Genomic DNA, 24,259 nt, shown 5'->3' with positions numbered 1-24,259 from the left:
GGCATGACTACACCTGATCCGGAACCCCCAGCGGAGCAGGAGCCGAGACCGGCGCCCGTGCAGGAGTCCCTGGCCTGCTGGCCGACCGGACGCCTGCTTTCGACCGCCGCGCGGCTGGTCGAACACGCCTGGGTGGAGGCGCTGGATCAGCTGGGACTCACCCACGCCGGCATGATCGTACTGCACCTGCTCGGCCCGGGGCCGCTCAGCCAGACCGAACTCGCACATGCCGCCCGCGTGCAGGCGCAGACCATGTCCCGCACCCTCGAACGACTCGAGCGCGAGGGCTACGTCGAGCGCACCCGGGACGAGCGCGACGCCCGACGACACTCCGTGGTCAGAACGGATGCCGGCGCCGCCGTCTGGGAGAAGTCCCGCACGCTCGAGGCCGACCTCTTTCCCGAGCTCGAGAACGTGGATGCGATGCGTGACGCGCTGCTCACGATCATCTCCGCCTCCTCAGCTCGCCGCTGGTGACCCGGGCCGTCCGACACCTGGCAACCGGGGCACCCCGCCAAAGCGTGTCTCCTCACGGCTCCAACCAGATCGCGATGGCGCGGCGGATGACTCCGCCCGGACCCCGACCCCGCCGGTTTGGAGTCATGCTCTAGTCCTGCCCGAGGGTTCCCAGGTACAGGCCGATCACCTTGGGGTCATTCAAAAGCTCACGTCCGGTGCCGGTGTACGCATCCCGGCCCTGATCGAGCACATAGCCGCGGTCGCAGATCTGCAGGCAACGACGTGCGTTCTGCTCGACCATGATCGTGGTCACGCCGGCCTTGTTGATCTCCTTCACCCGCAGGAATGCTTCGTCCTGGCGTACCGGGGAGAGGCCGGCGCTCGGTTCGTCGAGCAGCAGCACGTGTGGACCCATCATGAGCGCACGGCTCATGGCGACCATCTGGCGTTCCCCACCCGAGAGCGATCCCGCGCGTTGGGACATGCGCTTACGAAGCTCGGGAAAGATCTCGGTGACGAATTCGAGTCGTTCGACGAGCCCCTTGGGCTTTTGAAATATGCCCATCTCGAGGTTTTCGCGAATGGTCAGGGTGGGAAACACGTTGTTGTTTTGTGGCACGAAACCGACGCCCTGCGCGACCAGCTTGTTGGCCTTGAGGTTGGTGATGTTGTTGCCGCGCAGCAGAATTTCGCCGTCGCGCACCTTGACCTGGCCGAAGATCGACTTGAGCAGCGTCGACTTGCCGGCACCGTTCGGGCCGATGATGCCGATGAGCTCACCGTCGTAGGCGGTGAGTGAACAGGAGTTGAGAATGTTCACACCGGTCACGTAACCGGCGGTGACGTTCTTGACCTCGACGACAGCGTCGCGGGTCTCGGTTGGAGCCGGCACGGCCAGCGGGTTAGCGTTCGTCATCGAGCAACTCCTTTATGGCTGACACGTGCTCGGTCTCGGCATCGGGGTCTACCCCAATGTCTTCGTCGTGGTGCTGCCCCAGGTAGGCGTCGATCACGGCTGGGTTCTGCATGACCTCGTGCGGGTCTCCCTCCGCGACAACCTTGCCCTCGGCCATCACGATCACCCAGTCGGCGATGTGGCGCACCATGTGCATGTCGTGCTCGACGAACAGAACGGTCATGCCCTGGGACTTGAGGTTGAGAATGTGATCGAGCAGCGATTGGGTCAGTGCGGGGTTGACGCCGGCCATCGGTTCGTCGAGCATCACCAGAGTCGGGTCGCTCATGAGCGCCCGGGCCATTTCAAGAAGCTTGCGCTGCCCGCCGGAGAGGCTCGCCGCGTAGTCGTTTTTCTTGGTGTCGAGCTTGAACCTGGTGAGCAGGTCGAGCGCTTTCGCCCGGTTCTCCTCCTCCTGGTTGCGCCAGAGGAACGGCATCAGGGCCCGGAACATGTTCTCGCCGGTCTGACCTTTGGCGCCGAGGAGCATGTTGTCCATGACGGTCAGCAGCCCGAGGGCTTTGGTGAGTTGGAATGTGCGAATCTGCCCCATGCGGGCGACCTTATACGCGGGAACGCCGGCGAGGGAACGGCCGTCAAAGGTCCACTTGCCGCCGTCGGGCTTGTCGAAACCGGTCAGCAAGTTGAACAGGGTCGTCTTGCCGGCGCCGTTCGGGCCGATCAGCGCGGTGATCGCGCCGCGCGGAACCTCGACGTGGGCGACATCAACGGCGGTGAGGCCGCCGAAGGTACGCCGCACGTTATCGACGACGAGAATTGGATCGACCTTCGCGCAGCCTGGTGCGGCCTCGCCGATGTGCAGGCCGGTCGTTTTGACCGGCTTCTTGGTGGGAACGGGCGGCTCCAGCGGAGCCGCCGCCTGAGGAACAGCGTTAGCGGACAAAAGCCAACTCCTTTTTATTGCCGAAGATGCCTTGCGGTCTGAAGATGACTATCAACATGATTGCCACTCCGACGAGGATGAAGCGCAGTTGGCCGCCTTGGATAGACGTCATGAACGGCAACCAGCCCGCTTCCACAGCCCGGGCGACGAAGCCAGAGAAGAACGACAACAGCACCCAGAAAATCATCGAACCGATGATCGGACCGAGCACTGTCGCGGCACCGCCGAGCAAAAGAATGGCGTAGATGAAAAAGGTCAGCGTGGTCTGATAGTTCGACGGAACAACCGCCCGCGGCAGGGCAAAGATCATTCCGGCGATAGTGCCAAGTACGCCACCGAAAATAAGGGATTGCATTTTGTAGGCGTAGACGTTCTTACCGAGGGCGCGTACGGCGTCTTCGTCTTCCCGGATGCCCTTGATGACGCGGCCCCAGGGGCTCCGCATGATCTGCCAGACCAGCAACGCCGCAAGAATCACGATGGACCAGGCCACGATCCGCAGCCAGGTGTCATAGGCGTTATTCGTGAAAGGGCCGAAACCGTAGGTACCGTCGGCGAGCGGGTTGAGGGCCGCGAACTCGTTCTTGTAGCCACTCAGCCCGTTGGCCGACCCCGTGACGGAGGCGTAGGTGTTGGTCGTGAACAACAGCCGCACGATCTCGGCGGCAGCAATTGTGACGATCGCGAGGTAGTCGGCGCGCAGTCGCAGCGTGGGAATCCCCAAAATCAACGCAAAGATAACGGACGCGCCGACGCCGACCAGAAAAGCGCCCCAGACGGGAAACCCGAAGGTCAGAATCGAGATCGCGTAGCCGTAGGCTCCGAGAGCCATGAACCCGGCCTGGCCGAAGTTCAGCAGGCCGGTGTAACCGAAGTGCACGGCGAGCCCGAGGGCGGCGAGTGCGTAGGCGGCAGTGGTCGGGCTGATCAGCTCGACGGCTGCGTTGCTAAAGATTGCTCCCCAGTCCATGTGAACCCCTAACCAATTCTTTCTTTACGACCCAAAATGCCTTGCGGTCGAAACAGCAATACCAGGATCAAAATAACAAGGGCGCCGACGACTTTCATGTCGGACGGAAGCCAGAGCGTCGATAGCTCAACGAAGAGCCCGACGATGAGGGAACCGACGAGGGCTCCAAAGGCCGTACCGAGACCGCCGAGGGTCACCGCGGCGAAGACGAGAAGCAGCATCTGGAATCCCATGTCCCAGCTGACGCCTGGGCGAAAGTAGGCCCATAAGACGCCGCTGAGCCCGGCCAGCGCGGCTCCGACCACCCAGACGATGCGAATGACGTTATCGACGTCAATGCCGCTCGCCGACGCCAGGCTCGGGTTATCAGAGACGGCGCGAGTGGCTTTGCCGATGCGGGTGCGCAGCAAAAAGAAAGCCACGGCGAGCAGCACCACGATGCTGATGCCCATACTGGCCAGGTCAATCGGAGACAACGAGATCGGACCGAACTTCAGGTCGGTCATTCCGGCCCCGGGGAGCTGACTCGTGCTGCCGCCGAAAAAATACTGGTACAGGTAGCGCAGGGCGAGCGACAGGCCGATGCTCACGATCATGAGGGGGATCACGGCCACGCCCTTGCGGCGCAACGGTTTCCAGATCACCGCATCGAGGCCGTACCCCAGCACGCCGCTGAGCGCGATGGCGATCAGAATGGCGAGCCAGATCGGTAGCCCGAGGCTGACCGAGAAGACCAGAGTCATCAGGGCGCCAAAGGTGATCATCTCGGCGTGCGCGAAGTTGCTCAGGCCGGTGGTGCCGAAGATCAGCGACACCCCGATCGCCGCGAGCGCGAGCAGCAGGCCGAAGTTCAAACCGTTCACGAACCGGTTAACGAACTGATCGAAGAAACTTACCGTGTTGCGGGTGCCTTCACCGAGGAAGAAGTTGACCGATTTACGATCGGTTAGGCCGAATTCCGTATCGATTACGTTACCTCCCTTGGCGACGACGACACCCTTCGGCAGGGTTTCCTCGTCGAGGGTTACCTCGTAGGCGCCCTTCTCGGGAACGCCGATCGCCCACTTGCCGGCGGCATCCGTCACGGTGTCGGCTGTGTAGCCGTTGCCGTCGACGGCGATGGCCACACCGTCAAGGGCCTCACCATTGAACTTCACGTTGCCCGAGAGAGTGAAGTCGTACTCGGTGCCTACCTCGTCGGCGTGCGCGCTGCCCGCCGAGAACGTAGCCATGGACAGGGCTGCGAGGAGTGTTACGAACAGAATGACCAGCATTCTGGGTAGGTATCTCTGAGCCGTAAGAGTGGACTTCACGGGACCTCCATGTTGGTGCCGACCGGTGGCTGACCGAGCGGGCGCCGGACAAGTACAGCCAACGTCGTTGGTGTTGTAAGTGCCGATTATGTCCTAATTTTTTCGAAAGTTCGCACCAGCTCACGATTCGTGGGCGGAATGTGATGAGCGCAAACACGCTTAACATTGAAGAACCCGTTAAATCATGCGATTTGGCGGACAATTTTCTGTTTTCAGCTAGAGGTAAGGGGTTACATGGATCAGCCAGATCCGTTCGGATTTACCGGGCTCACCTACGACGACGTGCTGCTCCTGCCGGGGCACACCGACGTCATTCCCAGCGAAGCGGTCACCAAATCCCGCTTGACCCGACGAATCGACGTGTCGCTGCCGCTGCTCTCCAGCGCCATGGACACGGTCACCGAAACGCGCATGGCGATCGCCATGGCCCGCGAGGGCGGCCTGGGAATTCTGCACCGCAACCTCTCAATCGAGGATCAGGCCGAACAGGTCGACCTGGTCAAGCGCAGCGAATCCGGAATGATCACCAATCCGGTCACCACGTCGCCCGACGCCACAGTGGCCGAGGTCGACGCCCTGTGCGGCCAGTTCCGCGTGAGCGGGCTGCCCGTTATCGACGGCGATGGAATTCTGGTGGGCATCATCACCAACCGGGACATGCGTTTCGTTCCATACGCCCGGAAGGCGTTCACCCGGGTGAGCGAGGTCATGACGAGGTCCCCGCTGATCACCGGCAAGGTTGGAATGGCTCCCGAAGACGCCCTGGCGATCTTCGCGAAACACAAGATCGAAAAGCTCCCCCTGATCGACGCCAAAGGCAAGCTCACCGGCCTGATCACCGTGAAGGACTTCGACAAGAGCGAGGAATATCCCCTCGCCACCAAGGACGATGCAGGACGCCTCCGCGTCGGCGCGGCCATCGGCTTCTTCGGTGACGCCTGGCAGCGCGCGACCGCACTGCTCGAATCCGGGGTGGACGTGCTCGTCGTAGACACCGCCAACGGTGACAGCGCCGGCGTGCTCGACATCATTCGACGCCTGAAGGCCGACAAAGCCTTTGCCGACGTCGATGTGATCGGCGGGAACGTGGCCACCCGGTCCGGTGCCCAGGCGCTCATTGACGCGGGCGCGGACGCGATCAAGGTGGGCGTGGGCCCCGGCTCAATTTGCACCACCCGCATCGTGGCCGGGGTGGGCGTACCCCAGATCACCGCCGTCTACCAGGCCTCGCTGGCCGCACGGGAAACCGGCATTCCGGTCATCGCCGACGGCGGGCTGCAGTACTCCGGTGACATCGCCAAGGCTCTCGTGGCCGGCGCTGACACCGTCATGCTCGGTTCTCTGCTCGCCGGCTGCACCGAAAGCCCCGGGGAACTCGTCTTCGTCAACGGCAAGCAGTTCAAGACCTATCGCGGCATGGGATCGCTCGGAGCGCTGCAGACCCGCGGCACGAAGACGTCCTATTCCAAAGACCGGTACTTTCAGAACGACGTTCCCAGTGATGAAAAACTCATTCCCGAGGGCATCGAGGGTCAGGTTCCGTTCCGCGGCCCCCTCGCCGCCGTGGCTTACCAGCTGGTCGGTGGCCTGCGGCAGTCCATGTTCTATGTGGGAGCCCGCACCATCGCCGAGCTCAAGCAAAAAGGCAAGTTCGTGCGTATCACGCCCGCCGGGCTCAAGGAATCGCACCCGCACGACGTGCAGATCGTGGTTGAAGCCCCGAACTACCGTCGGTAGGGCTTTTCGGTTCGTCGCCCCTGCTTCTCAATCGGGCGGGGGCGGCGGCATCCGCTCGAAAAAGGGATGTCGGTGGCTCCGTCTAAACTAGGACCATGGAAATCGAGATCGGCCGTTCCAAGCGCGCACGCCGCGTATACGCCTTTGACGACATCGCGGTGGTGCCCAGTCGGCGCACCCGCGACCCGGAGGACGTGTCGGTTAGCTGGACCATCGATGCGTACCAGTTCGCCATTCCGGTACTCGCCGCGCCAATGGACTCCGTCGTTTCGCCCACCACGGCCATCATGATGGGACAGCTCGGCGGCGTCGGTGTTCTCGACCTCGAGGGCCTCTGGACCCGGCACGAGAACCCCGAGCCGCTGCTCGCTGAAATTCGCAACCTGCCCGCCGATAAGGCCACAGCACGCATGCAGGAGATGTACTCCGCACCGATTCAGCCGGCCTTGGTCACCGCCCGGCTCGCGGAGATTCGTGCGGGAGGCGTCACGGTGGCCGGGGCGCTCTCGCCCCAGCGCACCCAGGAACTCTATGAAACCGTCGTTGCCGCTGGCGTCGACCTGTTCGTCATTCGCGGAACCACAGTGTCGGCCGAGCACGTGTCGCAGAACCAGGAACCGCTCAACCTCAAGAAGTTCATCTACGAACTCGATGTACCCGTTATCGTCGGTGGCGCAGCCACCTACACGGCGGCCCTCCACCTCATGCGCACGGGCGCTGCGGGCGTTCTGGTCGGTTTCGGCGGGGGAGCAGCGTCGACCACCCGCGCGACCCTCGGCATCCACGCGCCGATGGCCACTGCCGTAGCGGATGTCGCCGGCGCGCGCCGCGACTATATGGACGAATCCGGTGGGCGCTACGTCCACGTCATCGCTGACGGTGGCCTCGGTGCCTCGGGGGACATCGTCAAGGCCGTCGCCTGCGGCGCCGACGCCGTCATGCTCGGAACCGCACTGGCCCGGGCGACGGATGCCCCCGGTGGGGGATTCCACTGGGGCGCCGAGGCGCACCACCCGCAGCTGCCGCGCGGCAAGCGGGTCGAGGTGGGCACAGTGGCCCCGCTCGAAGAGATTCTGTACGGCCCGGCACCGGTCGCCGATGGCACGGCCAACCTCATTGGCGCCTTGCGTCGGTCGATGGCAACCACCGGATACTCCGATCTCAAAGAATTTCAGCGGGTTGAAGTGGTTGTCGCGCCGTACCGAGTGAACTAGCGTCGAAAACAGACGTACTTTTCAGCATTACCCGCAACACTGATGTCGCACTTGTTTGTCGCACCTCCCCTGACCTCTCGTCTTCAACACTGAGTCTGAACAGGAGTAGTAATGGCCTCCCACAATTCGGTCACGCGGTCCACAAAAATGGGTCCTGAGGAGCGGGTCTCCGCTCTCGCCAAACTCCGAGAAAAGGAACTCGACATTCTCGTCGTCGGCGGCGGCATCGTCGGCGCCGGCGCCGCACTCGATGCTGTCACCCGCGGTCTGAGCGTGGGCATCCTCGAGGCGCGGGACTGGGCGTCGGGCACCTCGAGCCGGTCGTCCAAGCTCGTGCACGGAGGCATCCGCTATTTGGAGCAGCTCGACTTTCGCCTCGTGCGCGAAGCGCTCACCGAGCGTGGTCTGCTGCTGCAGCGCATCGCGCCGCACTTGGTGAAGCCGGTCCGGTTTCTCTATCCGCTCAAGAAGCGCTTCACCGAGCGGTTCTATATCGGCGCCGGAATGCTGCTCTACGACATCTTTTCCTATACCGGCGGTCGCCCGCCCGGCGTGCCGCACCACCGCCACCTGTCGAAGAGTCAGGTGCAGAAGCTCATGCCGAGCCTGGCCAACGACGCCCTGATCGGCGGTATTACCTACTACGACGCCCAGGTCGACGACGCCCGCTACGTCTCGTCGCTCGTGCGCACCGCCTCGTTCTATGGTGCCCATGCGGCCAGCCGGGTGCGCGTCGAAGGCTTCATCAAGGTGGGGGAGCGCGTCGTCGGCGTGCGCGCCCATGACCTGCAGACCGACGAACACTTCGAGGTGCGGGCCAAGCAGGTCGTGAACGCGACCGGGGTCTGGACCGACGACACCCAGCGCATGGTCGGCGAGCGGGGAACCTTCAAGGTGCGGGCGTCGAAAGGCGTGCACCTCGTGGTACCGCGTGACCGGTTCCAGAGCGCCATGGGCCTGTTGTTGCGCACCGAGAAGAGCGTCTTGTTCGTCATTCCCTGGGGCCGGCACTGGCTCATCGGCACGACCGATACCGACTGGTACCTCGACAAGGCGCATCCCGCCGCGACGGCGGCCGACATCGACTACATCCTCGAACACATCAATGAGGTTTTGACGGTGCCCCTGACCAGGGAAGACGTCGAGGGTGTCTACGCTGGCCTGCGGCCGTTGCTGGCCGGTGAGAGTGACCAGACTTCCAAGTTGTCCCGCGAACACCTCGTCGGACACTCCGTTCCCGGCCTCGTCGTGATCGCCGGCGGCAAGTGGACCACCTACCGCATCATGGCCAAGGACGCAGTGGATGCCGCGGTGTCGGCCCTCGATGGCCGCATTCCCGCTTCGGCGACCCAGGACATCCCCTTGCTCGGTGCTGAGGGCTATCAGGCGGCGTGGAATAAGCGCGGCAAGATAGCCAAGGCGTTCGGTGTGCACACCGTGCGGGTGGAACACCTGCTCAACCGCTACGGAACCCTCACCGACGAGCTGCTCGACCTCATTCGCGCCAACCCGGCGCTCGCCGAACCGTTGCCTGGCGCCGACGACTACATCGGTGCCGAGGTCGTCTACGCGGCCTCGCACGAAAGCGCGCTGCACCTCGAAGACGTGCTCGCGCGCCGCACCCGCATTTCGATCGAGGCGTGGGACCGCGGGGTTTCGGCTGCGCCGGTCGCCGCAGCGCTGATGGCGGGCGTGCTCGGCTGGGACCAGGAGCGCATCGACCGCGAGGTCGGCTTCTACCTCACCCGGGTTGCCGCCGAGCGTGCTTCGCAGGAGGAGCCGAACGACGAATCCGCCGACCGGGTGCGCCTCGAGGCCCCCGACATCGTGGTCACGAACTAGCCCGGCCGCGCCCGCTGTGGTCGCGCCACCTGTCGGTGACGCGCCAGCTGTGGTCGCGCCACCTGTCGGTGGTCGCGCCACCTCGAGCGGGAGCGCCCACCGGCATCGGGCGCGCTGACGGCGCAAGAACGCGGGTGGGCTACCGAGTCCGGGGGACGCCGATTCGCGAGAGGAACATTCCGAAAGCCTCGAGGTCGCGTGCGACCGGCCAATCCCATCGCGAAACGGATGGCCCGCACGCGCGAATTCGATTCTTACGGCGCTTCTCGTTCATCACGATCTCGGCGGTGGTGCGTCCGCTCATGTAGGCCTCCTTGGCGTACTTGCCGAGCCCGTTGAACTCGCCGACCGTGTTGATGCCTCGCCAGAAGAAGTCGACATAGGCGATGAACCCTGCGGCATCGTCGAAGCGCACCTGCAAGTCCGGAGCGATGAATCCGAGCAGGAACATGTGCGCGCGGCTGATCGACTCCCCGCCGGAATCGGACTGCGTCGACGCGAAGTCCCCGGCGCGGAGTGCTGCGCTTTTGCCATAACGTCGGCCAGAGCCTGCGAGCGCGTCCACGGCCGACTGCAACTCGTCGCGCGTCACCGGTATCGTCACTGGGCTGCCTTCGGGTGCCATCCTGCGTGGTATGTGAATGGCCTTGTCCATCATCGCGACAGCCTGCGGAAACGGCAGCACGCGTGCCATCGTGACGGCAGTCTGGGCCGCGGACGTGACCAACAGTCCGCCGCGCGTGATAGCGCCGCTCGGCAGGGCGTCCGGGGTGGTGGCGCTGTGCCGCACGATTCCGGGCGTGGAACGACCGCCCAACGCCTGCGGGACGGTGATATGGACATCCGTCGGCCAGCTTGTGGGTCGGGGGAACCCCCAGATCGCCGCCGCAGAGTGGTGGGAGAACACCGGTGGATCGGCGCGGACCGCTCACCGCGCCGAGTGCCGCAGGTCGCACCAACTCGAGCGGGAGCGCCCACCGGTACCGGGCGCGGTGACGCGACAGGCGGCGCGCAGACGGCGAAAGCGGCTCCGGTAGAATAAGAGAACTGCCCCTAGACCTCAGGAGTCATGACAATGGTTGATGTTCGGCGGGTCAAACTTCCCGGCGTGGGTGTTCTGCACACCTTCATCACGGATGACGGCGGCAAGGTCGGCGTCATCGCCCACCGCTCCGGCCACAGCGACCTCATCACCTTCGCCGACGACGAGGGCGGGCCCGACGCGAGCAAGGTGTCGCTTCGGCTCAACGAAGACGAGGCGCACACCCTCGCCGAGTTGCTCGGCGGTACCCAGATCACCGAGTCGCTCAGTGCCCTCGACCAGATTCCCGGCCTCAGTATCGACTGGTTCACCGTCGACTACGAAGACCATATCGCCGGCCAGGCCCTCGGCAACCCGGCCGACCGCGGCATCGCCGGACTCACCGTCGTCGCCGTCGTGCGCGGCGAATCGGCTAACCCGGCCCCCGCTGCCGACTTCAAGGTCTTCCCCGGTGACACCTTGGTCGTCGCGGGTTCGCCCGAAAAAGTCGTCAAGGCCTTCGCGTTCTTCCGCACCGGTGAAGTGAAGGCGAAGACCGTCGACGCTCCACCCGGGGGGTAAGCGATGCACGTGGGCGAAGATCTCCTCGTTCTTGGCACCCTGCTCGTCGTCGCGTATGTTCTTGGCCGCCTGGGCAAACTGATCGGGCTCCCCACCATCCCGATCTATATGGTCGTGGGCCTTCTCGCGAGCCCAAACACCGACTTCTTTCCCCTCGACTTTGAGTCCGGCGACATCGAGCTCATCGCCGTCTTCGGCCTGATCCTGTTGTTGTTCAGCCTGGGCCTCGAGTTCGACCAGGAGGAGTTCTTCGGCAACGCCAAGACCCTGATCATCTCCGGCGGATCCTGGATTCTCATCAATATGGGTGTCGGCTTCATTTTCGGCCTGCTCGTGGGCTGGGGACCGCGCGAAGCCCTCGTCATCGCCGGCATGACCGGCACCTCCTCGAGCGCGATCATCACCAAACTGCTCATCGAGCTTCGCCGCCTCGCGAACAAAGAGACACCGATGATCCTCGGCGTGACCGTGGTCGGCGACATCTTCATCGCCATCTACCTGTCGATTGTCTCCGTCGTGCTCAGTGGCAAGACCGAGATCTGGCCGATCGTGCTCCAGCTTTCCATCGCATTCCTCTTTCTCGTGGCCATGTTCTCGCTCGCCAGGTGGGGCGGCCGAGTGGTGTCCCGCCTCATGCGCACCAAAGACGACGAACTGTTCACTATTTTGTTCTTCGGCCTCGTGGTGTTGTTCGGCGGCATCGGTGAGATTATCGGCGTGACCGACGCGATTGGCGCATTCCTGATCGGCGTCGTGCTCGGAGCGAGCAGCTACCGCGCCCGAATCGAGCGCGTCGCGGTACCGTTGCGCGACATTTTCGCGGCGTTCTTCTTTCTCAACTTCGGCCTCGCCCTCGACGTGGCCCAGTTCGGATCGGTGATCGGCGTGGTGCTCGTGGCCATCGTGATGACCTTCGTCTTGAGCCTGCTGTCGGGAGCGCTGCTGGCCTGGCTGCACAAAATGGGTCCACGCGAGGCCCTCAACACCGCCGCGATCTTCGTGAATCGCGGCGAGTTCACATTGATTCTGGCGACGCTCTCCGTCGCGGCCGGTCTCGACCCGCGGTTGCAACCGTTCGCGGGCCTCTACGTTTTGGTCATGGCAATTCTTGGTCCGCTGTTCGCGGCGAATTCCGAGAAGATCGGGTCGGTCCTGCGCGGCCGGGTGCCAGCATCCGGTGTCACTCGTGCGCCGCGTAACCCGATGCTCGACGAAGAGACCGCGCTCGTCGACGCGGCGACGGCCGCTCAGGCAGCGGATGCCGACGTATCTGCCCGCCGGAGGTCCAAGCGTGACTCGGCCAATTCCCAAGCGTCGGCCGATACTGTGAAATCGGTACGACCTTCGCATTCGGGCGATTCAGACTCAGATTCTATGGCCGATTTCGCTCTCCGTCAGCATCCCCCAGAACCCGATGATCCGGCCGACACACCGGCACGCAAACCCGGGCGAGAAACCCACACAGGTGACTATTCGTGATCAAAATGATGCTGCGCCCCCGCTGGGTGGCCGCACTGCTGCTTGCCCTCGGTATTGCCGCTGCTTTTGCCCTGCTCGGGCACTGGCAGCTGGAGCGCGCCATCGAGTCCGGCGTCGTAGTGGAGCGAGCTACCGAGCAGGTGAAGCCGCTCGCTGAAGTGGCGCAGCCTGACGGCGGGGTGACACAGATCGCGACCGGCCAGATGGTAGCCACCGAGGGGGCCTGGGTGGCCGGTGATGAGACCCTGATCACCACCCGCTTCAACGGCGGTGTCGAAGGGTTCTGGGTCGTCAGCCATTTTCGAACGGATACCGCCGCCAGCATCGCCGTCGCGCGCGGATGGGCTCCAGACCGGGCCACGGCCGAGGCCGTCATCGCTGAACTTCAGACCGAACCGCAAAACACCCCGGTTGCCCTGACCGGGCGTTTTCTCACAGGGGAGGCCCCTGAGCTGCCCGACCCCGAGGGCGATTCGATGGAACTGACGAAGGTCGCGCCATCCGCTCTGATCAATCTGTGGGCCGATTTCACGGACGAGTCTGTCTATTCGGCCTACATCGTGAGCGCTGACGCCCCGGCCGGCCTCGACCTGATTGATTCCCCGATACCCCAAGTCGACCAGTCGTTGAACTGGCTGAACATCTTCTACGCCATCGAGTGGGTCGTCTTCGCTGGGTTCGCTGTGTTCTTCTGGTACCGACTGGTGCGCGATGCCTGGGAACGCGAGCAGGAAGAAGCCGCGCTCGAAGACGTGGCTGCAGGGGCTCCCAGCACGGGCGCGTAGAATTGTTCTATGCCACTTGATCCCAAGCCCGCCGATGTTTCCCGAATCCCCGGTGCGCTGCGGCTCTACCAGGTGTCGTCCATCATCACCGGTGTTTTTCTGCTGCTGCTCTGCGCCGAGGTCTACGCCAAGTTCGTGCTCGGCTACGAACTCGAGATGAACGGCTCCGAGGGCTTCCTCGCCTTCGTGCCGCGCGACACGGTCGCCGCGATCAACCTCAGCACGATCATTTTGATCGTGCACGGCTGGTTCTACGTGCTCTATCTGTTCGCCGATTTCCGCTTGTGGAGCCTGATGCGCTGGCCGTTCCCGCTCTTCGTGCTGATCGCCCTCGGCGGCATCGTCCCCACGCTCTCGTTCTTTCTGGAAGGCCCCATGACCCGCCGCGTCAAACGTTCCCTGGAGCAGCTCGAAGCGAAAAAAGTTGCCGAGGTGCATTCATGACTGACACCCTCGACACCGCGTCAGCGGATGCTCCCCTCGCCGGCTCCGGACTCGATCGCCCCGTTCTCGTGGTCGACTTCGGTGCACAGTACGCGCAGCTGATTGCGCGACGCGTGCGGGAGGCATCCGTGTATTCGGAGATCGTGCCGCACACGATCACCGCAGCGGAAGTGCTCGCGAAGAACCCCCGGGGAATCGTGCTCAGCGGTGGCCCGTCGAGCGTCTACGCCGACGGTGCGCCCGACTTCGACGCGGCAATCTTCGAACTCGGTGTGCCCGTGCTCGGCATCTGCTACGGCTTCCAGGTGATGGCGACCGCCCTCGGCGGCACCGTCGCTCACACCGGAGCCCGCGAATACGGCTCGACCCCGGTCGTCGTGAGCAACGCCGACAACGTGCTGCTGGCCGACCAGCCCGACAGTCAGACAGTGTGGATGAGCCACGGCGATTCGGTCGCCACCGCGCCCGAGGGCTTTGCCGTGCTGGCCTCAACGACTTCCACCCCGGTCGCCGCGTTTGCTAACGACCAGAAGCGGCTCTACGGCGTGCAGTGGCACCCCGAGGTCAAACACTCCGAAAACGGCCAGCATGTGCTGGAAAACTTTCTGCACCGTGCCGCCGGCATCAACCCCGACTGGAACAGCGGCAACGTCATCGCGGAGCAGGTTGCGAAGATTCGCGCCCAGGTCGGCACCGGCAAGGTCATCTGCGGCCTCTCCGGCGGAGTCGATTCCGCCGTGGCCGCAGCCCTCGTGCACAAGGCCATCGGTGACCAGCTGGTGTGCGTCTTCGTCGACCACGGCCTATTGCGCGAAGACGAGCGCCGCCAGGTCGAGGAAGACTACGTCAAGGCCACCGGCATCCGCCTGGTCACCGTGGATGTGCGCGAGCAGTTCCTCGATGCGCTGAAAGGCGTGAGCGACCCGGAGACCAAGCGCAAGATCATCGGTCGCGAGTTCATCCGCACCTTCGAGCAGGCCCAGGCTGAACTGATCGAAGAGGCCAAGGAAATCGACGGCGACCCGATCCGCTTCCTGGTGCAGGGCACCCTCTACCCCGACGTCGTCGAGTCCGGCGGCGGCAGCGGCACCGCCAACATCAAGAGCCACCACAACGTGGGCGGCCTGCCCGACGACCTCAAGTTCGAACTGGTCGAACCGCTGCGCACCCTGTTCAAAGACGAGGTGCGCGCAATCGGTGCCGAGCTCGGCCTGCCAGCCGAAATTGTGCAGCGCCAGCCTTTTCCCGGCCCCGGCCTGGGCATTCGCATCGTCGGTTCGATCACCCAGGAACGCCTCGATCTGCTGCGCAAAGCGGATGCGATCGTGCGCTTCGAGTTGACCGCCGCCGGCCTCGACCGCGAGATCTGGCAGTGCCCGGTCGTGCTGCTCGCCGATGTGCGGTCAGTGGGCGTGCAGGGCGACGGACGTACCTACGGGCATCCGATCGTGCTGCGCCCCGTGTCGTCGGAAGACGCCATGACCGCCGACTGGACTCGCCTACCCTACGATCTGCTGGCCAAGATTTCGAACCGCATCACCAACGAGGTGGACGGGGTCAACCGTGTCGTGCTCGACGTCACGTCGAAGCCGCCGGGAACCATTGAGTGGGAGTGATCCCCACGTAAGTGACAGGCCGGGCTAGTCGTGCTCTCCTTCGTTGGGAATGATGATGGCCGCCAGTACCGCGCAGCACACGAAGACTCCGCCACCGACGGCGATCGAAAGCGGCAGACTCACCACGGCCAGTAAGCCGCCGAGCGCGGAACCGAGCGCCAAGCCGAGAAGGCTGAGCACGTGGGACGCAGCGTTGACTCGGCCGCGCAGATCGTCGGGGACGAGTCGTTGTCGGAGAGAGGTTGCGCAGATTCCCCACACCACAGCGTGGAGGATATAGACCGCCAGAAGCGCAGCGGCGATGGCACCACTCGTGCTGATAGAGAGCGCGAGCAGCGACACGGCACCCGTGATAAGGCTTCCGACGATCGTGCCGCGGTAGCCGATGCGGCCTGTCGCGCGTGGTGTGGCGAACGACCCGACCAGCCCACCGAGTGCGGAAACGGCGAGGATCACCCCGTAGCCCAAGCCATCGAGGTGAAGCCGCTCCGCAGCGAACAGAACGAGGATCGAGAAGGGAAGCATATAGCCCACGCTCGCGAGGGCACCGATTAGTGCGAGCCCGCCAACCGTGCGGTTGCCGGCCAGCCACCGGGCACCCTGCATGGCTTCGCGAACAGCGGGCTGGCGTCGTATCAGTGCGCTTCCACTTTCTACCCCGAGCCCGCGCACCCCGATCCCGCGCACCCCGATCCCGCGCACCCCGATCCCGCGCACCCCGATCCCGCGCATCGGCAGCGCCAGTGCGAGAAGCCCGGCCGCAGCCCACAGCCCGCCCATAAGATACAGGGGAACCGCGGCCGCGACGGCGAACAACAGTCCGCCGAGCGGGGGGCCCGCGAACTCATCGGCCACCAGCTGTGCTGCCGAGATGCGGCCATTCGCACGATCCAGCTGCTCGACCGGCACGACCCCGGGCAGCAGAGAAACGGATGCGTTATCCGCCGCGCTCTCCAGCGTTCCGACCACCGCCAACACGGCATAGAGCAGCGGCAAAGTTGCAAGCTCCAGGTGCACAAAGATGGCCAAACCGATCACGACCAGTCCCCTGATGAGGTTGGCGCCGATCAGCAGCGTGCGCCGATCGACCCGGTCGACCCAGACCCCGATGGGTAGCGCTACGAGAAGTCGAACCAGGGCGTAGGTCGTCGCCAGGCCTGCGACGAGTCGCGGATCATCAGTGAGCGATGCGGCCAGGAGCGGCATCGAGATGAACGCAACCCCGTCAGCGAGATTAGAGGAGGCACTGGATGTCCACAGCGCTCGAAAGGGGAGACCGAGCGACATGACCCCGAGTTTAGATCAGGCGCAGACGATGACGGCGTCGCTGCTTGGCGACGGCGCTCTCCTCGCCGGTAGATCAGTCCTTGGGGGCCTTGAGATAGCGACGGATAGCGATGATGACCACCCAGGCGAGGCCGAGGAGCACGATGGCGCTTCCGATGAAGCCGAACGCGGCGTTCATGCCGTTTGCTTCGAGCGGGAGCAGCGTGTGCAGGTCAGTGAAACTCATTGCTTCAGCCAACCACATTTTGGTGTGCCTCGAGAACGAAAAAGCACCCCCATCCTAACGACGGAGGTGCTTTTCTATGTCCTTAGAAAGTGCTACTCGCCGCGAAGGATGGCGAAAATGCGTAGCAGTTCCACGTACAGCCAGACGACGGTCAGTACGATGCCGAAGGCGGCGCTCCAGCCGTACTTGCGCGGGGCGCGGTTGTTGACGCCCTTCTGGATGAAGTCGAAGTCGAGCACGAGCGAGTACGCCGCGAGGATGACCGCGAAGAGGCCGATGACCAGGCCGAGCGTGCCGCTGCGCATCGAGTCGGCGCCGGTGAAGGCGACGAGTCCGAAGTTGATCAGCGAGAAGATTCCGTAGCCGATCATGGCGATCAGAAAGATCTTCGTGGCCTTTTTCGACGCGCGAATCTTGCCGCTGCGGAACAAGGCGAGGGTCACGCCGACCACCACGAGTGTGGCGAGAATGGCCTGGGCGACGATCCCGTCGTACAAGCCATTAAACATCACGGAAATGCCGCCGACAAAGAGTCCCTGGGCCGCGGCAAATGCGAGAATCAGGGCCGGTGACGGCTCCTTCTTGAAGGTGTTGATGAGGCCGAGGACGAGGCCGGCGATCGCGCCCGGAATCGCCAAGATCGGAATTACCCAGCCGAGGGCGGCGCCGATAATCAGAACCGCGAAGGCAATCCCGGTCTTGGTGATCGTGTCTTCATAAGTCATGCGTTCGGTGTCTTGCGCACCGGCGGCGGGCCGGTTGTACATCGACTGCAGATCGTTGTCAGAGAGGGCCTGCGACGACGCCACTGCGCCACGAGCGCCGAACGCTTCGTTGCGGGAGAAAGCGGGGTTGGAGGATGCCATGTGTTGCTGTACTCACAATCAGCTGGAGGAGTAACGGGTGCGCGCGGGCGGGCCAGCACGCAGCGCCTGGTGCGGCACTTCCTTAAAGGTACCGGAGAGCGCTGTCGAATGTGCTGGGGATCAGCGGATTTGCAGCATTCCCGGCGGCATTCGGAGTCGTTCCGCTATAAGCGCACACCGCCCCTCAGCATCCATTCTGCCTGCGCGGTTAACCTGCAACCATGCAACCGATCGTCATTGGCCACCGCGGGGCAAGCGGCTACCGGCCAGAGCACACGCGTGCCGCCTTTAATCTTGCTTTCGCCCTCGGCGCCGACGCCGTCGAACCCGACCTGGTGGCAACTCGCGACGGTGTGCTCGTGATCCGCCACGAAAACGAGATCTCCGGTACGACGGATGTCGCCACACGCACCGAATTCGGCGCTCGCCGCACTGAAAAGCACGTCGACGGCAAGCTGGTCACCGGCTGGTTCACCGAGGACTTCACCTGGGCAGAACTGAGCACCCTGCGTGCACGCGAAAGGCTGCCGAGGCTACGGCAGAACAACGCGACCTTCGACGGCCAGCAGCCGATGCTGCGACTGCGCGACCTATTCGACCTCGTCGATGCCGCGGCCGAGCGGACCGACCGGGTGCTCGGCATCGTCGCTGAGATCAAGCACGCCAACTATTTCGCCGCCCTCGACCTGCCGCTGCCCGAGCTGTTCGCCGCCGAGGTCTCCGCGGCCGGCTGGAACACCGACCGCCTCACCGTAGAGAGCTTTGAACCGAGCGTGCTCGACCGGGTGCGGGCCGAGGGTGTGCGCGGCAAGCGGATCTTTCTACTCGAAGACCAGGGGTACCCGGCTGACCAGGTCGCCGAGCACGGAGCCGGGGCGCTGCCTTACACCGACCACCTCACGCCAGACGGGCTTGCGAACCTCGCCGCCGGGCCGGAACGCATCGACGGCATCAGCGTCGTGAAATCGCTCATTCTCGAAACGGATGACGGGGGTGACGTTGTCGGGGCATCCGCTCTGGTCGATGATGCTCACAACGCAGGGCTGGAGATTTACTGCTGGACTCTGCGGCCAGAGAATAAGTTTCTGGCGAAAACGTTCCGGCGCGGTATTCGTCGAGCGGACTTCGGCCATTGGCAGGCGGAGTTTCGCCTGATTCTCGAGACGGGTATCGACGGTGTGTTCGTTGACCACCCCGATCTGGCCGTGCACGTGCGCGACGGGTTGCGCTGACCGGCCCGCCTGTCAGGGGCCTCGCCTACACTGGAAACCGCCATGATCACACCTCTGAACGCGGAATCCGCGCCCGAAACCTCAAATCGTTCGGCCACGCCGATCATTCTCGATTCCAACGGGTACGCAGGCACGGGGCAAAGCGAACAGAGCCCGTTGCTCGACGGGCTCAACCCGCAGCAGAAAGAGGCGGTCGAATACCGCGGCCAGGCGTTGCTCATCATCGCCGGCGCCGGTTCGGGCAAGACCAGCGTACTGACCCGTCGGGTGGCAAGCCTGCTCGAAACCCGCGATGCCTGGCCAAGCCAGATTCTCGCCATCACCTTCACCAACAAGGCCGCCGCTGAAATGCGCGAACGCGTGCACGCCATCCTCGGCCAGGCCTCCGATGGAATGTGGATCAGCACCTTCCACTCCTCCTGCGTGCGCATCCTGCGCCGCGAAGCCGAGAAGATCGGCCTTGCCCGCACGTTCAGCATCTACGACTCGGCCGACACCAAGGTCACCCTCAAGCGCATCATCAAGGCTCTCGACGCCGACACCTACGGATTCACTCCCGGCTCGGCGGGCGCCAAGATCTCCAAGCTCAAGAATGAGCTCGCCGACGCCGATTCCTACGCCCGCAACGCGAACATGAGCGATCCGCAGGAGGTCATGTTCGTCGAGATTTTTCGACAGTACTCGGCCCGACTACGCGCCGCGAGCGCGCTGGACTTCGACGACCTCATCGGCGAGACCGTCTACCTGTTCCGCGCATTCCCCAAGGTCGCCGCCCTGTATCGGCGCAGGTTTCGGCACCTGCTGGTCGACGAATACCAGGACACCAACCACGCCCAGTACGCCCTCGTGCACGAGCTCACCCGGCCGGTCACCGCCGAGCTCGCCCAGGAGATGGAAGACGACGGCGTACACGTGCGTAACCTGCGTGACGCCACCGGCACCATCCCCGGGGCGTCGCTGACCGTGGTCGGTGACTCCGACCAGTCGATCTACGCCTTCCGTGGGGCAGACACCCGCAACATCAGCGGTTTTGAACGGGACTACCCGGGAGCAAAGGTGATTCTGCTGGAGCAGAACTACCGGTCGACCCAGAACATTCTCTCGGCAGCGAATGCGGTGATCTGCCACAACTTCGACCGCACCGACAAGAAGCTCTGGAGCGCCGGCGGCGACGGCGAGAAGATCGTCGGTTTTACCGCTTATTCCGGACACGACGAAGCCCAGTTCGTCTCCGATGAGATCCAGGTGCTGCACGCTGCCGGCATGGCCTACCGCGACATGGCGGTGTTTTATCGCACCAACGCGCAGACCCGAGCGCTCGAAGAGATTTTGGTGCGCTCGGCCACGCCGTACCGGGTGGTCGGGGGCACGAAGTTCTACGAGCGAGCTGAGATCAAGGATGCCCTGGCCTACCTCATCGCCGTCGCCAACCCGGTCGATGAACTCGCCCTCCGCCGCATTCTGAACACTCCCAAGCGCGGCATCGGCCCGGCCACCGAAACCGGGCTGTCGAGCTTCGCCGACGACAACGAACTCACCTTTCGACAGGCCATGCGCAACTCGGCCGCGCTCGGTCTCGGTCCCAAGGTGACCGGGGCCATCCTGAAGCTGGCCGAACTGCTCGACGCCGCAGCGCTCATGCTCGTGCCGACCTCGGTCACCGATGACGGTGTGCCGGTCGGTGGATCCAACGTGTCCGAAGTGCTGGAGTTTCTGCTGAGCGGCAGCGGGCTGCTCGCCGTACTGCGAAACAGCCGCGACCCGCAAGACGAGGTTCGGGCCGAGAACATCGAAGAGCTCGTTGCCCAGACCAAGGCCTTCAACAAGGAAAACCCCGACGGCGGCCTGGTCGACTTTCTCACGCAGGTCTCCCTCGTGGCGGCCGCCGACGACCTCGACGATGCCTCGGGAACGGTGTCGCTGATGACCCTGCACACCGCGAAGGGCCTCGAATATGAGGCCGTGTTCCTCACCGGGGTCGAGGAGGGGCTGCTGCCGCACCAGATGTCGGCGAACGAACCCGGTGGCCCCGCAGAAGAACGTCGTCTGTTCTACGTGGGCATCACCCGTGCTCGCAAGCGGCTCTATCTCTCGCTCGCTATGACGAGGGCCCAGTTCGGCGACATCAACGTGGCCATGCCGAGCCGATACCTGCAGGAGATTCCGGCCGAGCTCATCGACTGGAAGCAGTCGCCGGGCATGGCCAACTCCCGCGGGGGCACGCAGCCGCGAGCGCTCAACGCGCGACGCGACGGCGGCTTCGGCGGCTTCGGCAACTCGCTGAACGGCAGCTCGAGCGACGGATATGGCGGACGCAGCAGTGGCAGCAACAGCGCGAAGCAGGCCGGGCTGCCGCCGGGCAAGCCGAAGACCGAGTGGGCGAACAAGATCACCGGAACGGTGCGCGACAACGGCAGCCTCGAGCTGGAAGCGGGCGACCGCATCCGCCACCATGACTTCGGCGAAGGCCGGGTCAACCAGGTCACCGGCGAGGGCACCAAGCGCATCGCGCACGTGCAGTTCGACAGCATGGGTGCCAAAAAGCTGTTGATCAAGATCGCCCCGATCGAAAAGATCTAGCGTGCTTGTTGCGGCAGTGCTCGACGCATTGGTAACACACAGACTGCTCACAGGCTCTCGATAGCTGTTCGAGGGGCGCCCGCCCGATGCTCAATTCATGAGCCTCGACACGCGCAAAACTCGAACCGGCACCGCGCCTACGAACACCCCACGGGTGACCTCGCCGCGCCCCGCTTATAAGAAGCGGATGCGCCTCGCTGACAGCCTGCAGGTTCTCTGTGTTGCCTCGGTCGCCATCGTGGTCGCCATTTTTCTCGCGGATGGGGGAGCAGCCAAGTTCGGCACCCCCGCCGACGCGTTCACGTCCCTGGGAATCGTCGCGGGCCTGGTCGGAACCGACCTGCTGCTCATCATGCTCGTGCTCGCCGCTCGGCTGCCCCCGATCGACCGCGCCTTCGGGCACGATCAGGCTATGGCCGTGCATCAGTCGCTCGGCAAGCCGGCTCTCTACCTCATTCTCGGTCACGCTGCGCTGCTCATCACCGGCTACGCGCTCGCCGAAAACGTCAACGTGGTCGCCGAGACCTGGAACATGTTCACGTCCCTGCCCGACATACCGCTCGCCTTTCTCGGCCTAACGCTCATGATCGGTGTCGTCATCACCTCGCTCGTGGTGGTGCGCCGCAAGTTTCGCTATGAGGCCTGGCACGCCGTGCATCTGCTCGCCTACTTCTCGGTGCTCGTGGCCATCCCGCACCAGTTGAGTGTCGGTGGTCTGCTCAGAGACGGCGCCATCGCCCGGTATTACTGGCTCGCCCTGTACGCGGCGGTAGCCGGCTCCATCATCGTGTTCCGATTCTTGCTGCCGGTCATCCGGTCGTTGCGCCACCGCCTCGTCGTAGACCGGGTGGAGGCGGTCGCTCCGGGTGTCGCCTCAATCACCCTGACCGGCCGAAAGTTAGACAGGCTCCGGGCGACCTCCGGACAGTTCTTCGTCTGGCGGTTCTGGGCCGATGGACTCTGGTGGCAGGCGCATCCGTTCTCGCTGTCGTCAGCGCCGAGTGAGCGCGGACTGCGCATCACGGTTCGCGGCCTGGGCGATGCTTCGAAGCAGCTTCCCCACGTGAAACGCGGCACCCGGGTCAGCTTCGAAGGTCCATATGGGCTGTTCACCGAGAACGCTCGAACCTCGCTCCGCGTCGTGCTGATCGCCGCAGGCATCGGCGTCGCCCCCATTCGGTCGCTACTGGAAACGGTGTCGTTCGCGCCCGGCAACGCCACCGTGCTGCTCCGCTCGCACAGCCTCGGCGATACCTACCTGGTCGACGAACTCACCGACCTGTGCCGACTGCGCGGCGCCGAGCTGCGCATTATCGCCGGCAAACGTCCCCAGGGAGTCAGTACTTGGCTTCCCGCAGATGCCGTCAGGGCCGGGACCTCCCTGAGCACGATCGTGCCCGGGCTCGAAAGCGCAGACATCTATATCTGCGGTCCCCGACCCTGGACCGACGCTGTCGTGCGCGACGCCCGCTCCGCCGGGGTGCCCAAAAAGCAGATCCACTACGAAAGGTTTGACTGGTGAGAGCACGCGCGGTAGCCCTGGCCACCCTGGCCTCGGTTTCGATCGTCGGTATCGGGTGGCAGTTGGGATCCTCGGCGATTGAGGCCTCGCAGAGCCTGACCGCGTCCAGCGGCGGCACGGCGATGGCCGCTGCCGCGTCAGCGACCCAGGCGGCAGCGCAGTCTGGCACCTTCACCGGCGCGGTGGTGCCGACCCAATACGGCAACATGCAGGTGTCGGTGACCATCGCCAACGGCGCGATCACCGAGGTCACCCCGCTGCAGCTGACCAACCGTGGGGGCCGGTCGGCCGGCATCAGTAATCAGGCCGCGCCGATTCTGCGCTCCGAGGTGCTCACCGCGCAGTCCGCGAAGGTGCACAACGTCAGCGGTGCCACGTACACGAGCGAGGGCTACCTGCGGTCCCTGCAATCAGCGCTCGATACGGCCGGATTCTAGGGCGGCGACTGTGGGCTGGGACTCCGAGCGGATGCCGGCGCGCACCTGTGCAACGATGGGGACGGTCGTGAGCCTGCGCCTGGGTGATTCCGCCGCAGATTTTGATTCCGCTGCCGTTGAAGTGGTCGAGTCGGTATTTCGTCGCTGGGACGAGCAGTTCAGCCTGTACCGGGAGGACTCGGAACTGAGTCGCATCGCGCGCGGGGACATCCGTTTGACCGAGGCGAGTCAGAGTCTGCGCACCTGCTACGCCCTCGCGTTGGACTGGCGGGAACGCACCCAGGGCGTGTTCACGCCACATCGTGCCGATGGCGTCATCGACCTCTCGGGCGTGGTCAAGGCGCTCGCCATCGCCGAAGCCGGAACAGCCCTGACGGCGCGCAGCCCGGCCAAGTGGTCGATCAACGCTGGCGGTGATGTCCTGGTCAGTGGGGATGCCGGGCACCCCGAATGGGTCGTGGCAATCGTAGATCCGGGCAATCGGAGTGAGGTGATTGCGAACGTTCCGCTGGGGTATCCGCTTCGGGCCGTGGCCACCTCGGGCAGCGCGGAACGCGGCGAACACATTTGGACGGCCCTGAACGGCGAACCGTCGCCATTTCGACAGGTGAGTGTGTTCGCGGCCGATATCCTCACTGCTGACGTACTCGCGACGGCGATCGTGGCCGGCGGGGAGTCGACGCTGAGCGAGATGACCGAGCGCTTCGCCATCGACGTACTCGCGGTGTTGCGTGACGGCCAGTTGCTCGCAACGCCGGGACTGAGGCGGACCGCATAGGCGATTTTGC

22 protein-coding genes are annotated in these 24,259 nt (G+C 64.3%); 14 read left to right on the top strand and 8 right to left on the bottom strand.

Translation table 11 applies throughout. The features are described 5' to 3' along the window. Positions 1-3: 3 nt before the first annotated feature. Positions 4-477: a MarR family winged helix-turn-helix transcriptional regulator gene (locus tag CXY74_RS10675; protein WP_104200419.1), complete on the top strand. Its 474-nt coding sequence runs from the start codon at positions 4-6 to the stop codon at positions 475-477. Positions 478-607: 130 nt separating this feature from the next. On the opposite strand, the gene CXY74_RS10670 is transcribed toward CXY74_RS10675, so the two are convergent. From CXY74_RS10670 to CXY74_RS10655, 4 genes are read right to left on the bottom strand one after another with little or no spacing between them, the layout of a single operon-like run. Continuing rightward, positions 608-1,375: an ABC transporter ATP-binding protein gene (locus tag CXY74_RS10670; RefSeq protein ID WP_104127893.1), complete on the bottom strand. Its 768-nt coding sequence runs from the start codon at positions 1,373-1,375 to the stop codon at positions 608-610. Next, positions 1,362-2,282: an ABC transporter ATP-binding protein gene (locus tag CXY74_RS10665; RefSeq protein WP_174722213.1), complete on the bottom strand. Its 921-nt coding sequence runs from the start codon at positions 2,280-2,282 to the stop codon at positions 1,362-1,364. Before CXY74_RS10665 ends, CXY74_RS10670 begins: the two co-directional genes overlap by 14 nt. 25 nt (positions 2,283-2,307) lie before the next feature. Then, entirely contained in the window at positions 2,308-3,288 is a 981-nt protein-coding gene (locus CXY74_RS10660; protein ID WP_104198424.1) for a branched-chain amino acid ABC transporter permease, read from the bottom strand. Positions 3,289-3,296: 8 nt separating this feature from the next. Further along, a complete protein-coding gene (locus CXY74_RS10655) occupies positions 3,297-4,562 on the bottom strand; it encodes a branched-chain amino acid ABC transporter permease (RefSeq protein WP_104200417.1) in 1,266 nt (421 codons plus the stop codon). Between the two features lie 273 nt (positions 4,563-4,835). Here CXY74_RS10655 and guaB point away from each other — a divergent pair, with 273 nt between their 5' ends. The 3 genes from guaB (at position 4,836) to CXY74_RS10640 (ending at position 9,394) form a co-directional block, all read left to right on the top strand. Further along, the gene (gene guaB, locus CXY74_RS10650) at positions 4,836-6,338 is read left to right on the top strand and encodes an IMP dehydrogenase (protein WP_104200416.1); all 1,503 of its coding nucleotides are present in this window, start codon (positions 4,836-4,838) and stop codon (positions 6,336-6,338) included. Between the two features lie 95 nt (positions 6,339-6,433). Beyond that, positions 6,434-7,552 (top strand): GuaB3 family IMP dehydrogenase-related protein, encoded by a 1,119-nt coding sequence (locus CXY74_RS10645; RefSeq protein WP_104127898.1) that lies wholly within the window; start codon positions 6,434-6,436, stop codon positions 7,550-7,552. A 111-nt stretch (positions 7,553-7,663) separates the two neighbouring features. Then, entirely contained in the window at positions 7,664-9,394 is a 1,731-nt protein-coding gene (locus CXY74_RS10640; protein WP_104200415.1) for a glycerol-3-phosphate dehydrogenase/oxidase, read from the top strand. Positions 9,395-9,533: 139 nt separating this feature from the next. On the opposite strand, the gene CXY74_RS10635 is transcribed toward CXY74_RS10640, so the two are convergent. After that, positions 9,534-10,301 (bottom strand): hypothetical protein, encoded by a 768-nt coding sequence (locus CXY74_RS10635; RefSeq protein ID WP_146070117.1) that lies wholly within the window; start codon positions 10,299-10,301, stop codon positions 9,534-9,536. A 162-nt stretch (positions 10,302-10,463) separates the two neighbouring features. Here CXY74_RS10635 and CXY74_RS10630 point away from each other — a divergent pair, with 162 nt between their 5' ends. Genes CXY74_RS10630 through guaA form a run of 5 tightly spaced genes read left to right on the top strand, consistent with a single transcriptional unit; the run spans position 10,464 to position 15,321 of the window. After that, positions 10,464-10,997 (top strand): cation:proton antiporter regulatory subunit, encoded by a 534-nt coding sequence (locus CXY74_RS10630; protein WP_233193339.1) that lies wholly within the window; start codon positions 10,464-10,466, stop codon positions 10,995-10,997. A gap of 3 nt (positions 10,998-11,000) precedes the next feature. Beyond that, a complete protein-coding gene (locus tag CXY74_RS10625; protein WP_104200413.1) occupies positions 11,001-12,476 on the top strand; it encodes a cation:proton antiporter in 1,476 nt (491 codons plus the stop codon). A gap of 5 nt (positions 12,477-12,481) precedes the next feature. Further along, positions 12,482-13,261 carry an SURF1 family protein gene (locus CXY74_RS10620; RefSeq protein WP_233193354.1) on the top strand — a complete coding sequence of 260 codons (780 nt, stop codon included), beginning with the start codon at positions 12,482-12,484 and terminating at the stop codon, positions 13,259-13,261. A 9-nt stretch (positions 13,262-13,270) separates the two neighbouring features. Continuing rightward, a complete protein-coding gene (locus CXY74_RS10615) occupies positions 13,271-13,705 on the top strand; it encodes a DUF3817 domain-containing protein (protein WP_104200411.1) in 435 nt (144 codons plus the stop codon). Continuing rightward, the gene (guaA, locus tag CXY74_RS10610) at positions 13,702-15,321 is read left to right on the top strand and encodes a glutamine-hydrolyzing GMP synthase (RefSeq protein ID WP_104200410.1); all 1,620 of its coding nucleotides are present in this window, start codon (positions 13,702-13,704) and stop codon (positions 15,319-15,321) included. Before CXY74_RS10615 ends, guaA begins: the two co-directional genes overlap by 4 nt. A 24-nt stretch (positions 15,322-15,345) precedes the next feature. Here guaA and CXY74_RS10605 read toward each other — a convergent pair whose 3' ends face one another. From CXY74_RS10605 to CXY74_RS10600, 3 genes are all read right to left on the bottom strand, one after another. After that, entirely contained in the window at positions 15,346-16,608 is a 1,263-nt protein-coding gene (locus CXY74_RS10605) for an MFS transporter (RefSeq protein ID WP_104200409.1), read from the bottom strand. Positions 16,609-16,681: 73 nt separating this feature from the next. Next, positions 16,682-16,834 carry a hypothetical protein gene (locus CXY74_RS17585; RefSeq protein WP_158252349.1) on the bottom strand — a complete coding sequence of 51 codons (153 nt, stop codon included), beginning with the start codon at positions 16,832-16,834 and terminating at the stop codon, positions 16,682-16,684. 92 nt (positions 16,835-16,926) lie between these two features. Then, positions 16,927-17,700: a Bax inhibitor-1/YccA family protein gene (locus CXY74_RS10600; RefSeq protein ID WP_104200408.1), complete on the bottom strand. Its 774-nt coding sequence runs from the start codon at positions 17,698-17,700 to the stop codon at positions 16,927-16,929. 221 nt (positions 17,701-17,921) lie between these two features. On the opposite strand from CXY74_RS10600, the gene CXY74_RS10595 reads away from it, so the two are divergent. The 5 genes from CXY74_RS10595 to CXY74_RS10575 all read left to right on the top strand — a co-directional run bounded on the left by CXY74_RS10595 (position 17,922) and on the right by CXY74_RS10575 (position 24,249). Further along, entirely contained in the window at positions 17,922-18,932 is a 1,011-nt protein-coding gene (locus tag CXY74_RS10595; RefSeq protein WP_104200407.1) for a glycerophosphodiester phosphodiesterase family protein, read from the top strand. Positions 18,933-18,974: 42 nt separating this feature from the next. Further along, on the top strand, positions 18,975-21,512 hold the full coding sequence (locus CXY74_RS10590; protein ID WP_104200406.1) for an ATP-dependent helicase: 2,538 nt from the start codon (positions 18,975-18,977) through the stop codon (positions 21,510-21,512). 97 nt (positions 21,513-21,609) lie between these two features. Continuing rightward, positions 21,610-23,034 (top strand): ferric reductase-like transmembrane domain-containing protein, encoded by a 1,425-nt coding sequence (locus CXY74_RS10585; RefSeq protein WP_233193338.1) that lies wholly within the window; start codon positions 21,610-21,612, stop codon positions 23,032-23,034. Beyond that, on the top strand, positions 23,031-23,471 hold the full coding sequence (locus CXY74_RS10580) for an FMN-binding protein (RefSeq protein ID WP_104200405.1): 441 nt from the start codon (positions 23,031-23,033) through the stop codon (positions 23,469-23,471). The genes CXY74_RS10585 and CXY74_RS10580 overlap by 4 nt, the downstream gene beginning before the upstream one ends. Before the next feature lie 10 nt (positions 23,472-23,481). Next, entirely contained in the window at positions 23,482-24,249 is a 768-nt protein-coding gene (locus CXY74_RS10575) for an FAD:protein FMN transferase (protein ID WP_233193337.1), read from the top strand. Positions 24,250-24,259 lie beyond the last annotated feature (10 nt).

It is taken from the genome of Cryobacterium sp. Y29 (assembly GCF_002929825.1).
In the GTDB taxonomy this organism is placed as follows: Bacteria; Actinomycetota; Actinomycetes; order Actinomycetales; family Microbacteriaceae; genus Cryobacterium.
The sequence above is the reverse complement of the archived record's forward strand: the minus strand, read 5'-3'. Positions and strand labels throughout refer to the sequence as shown.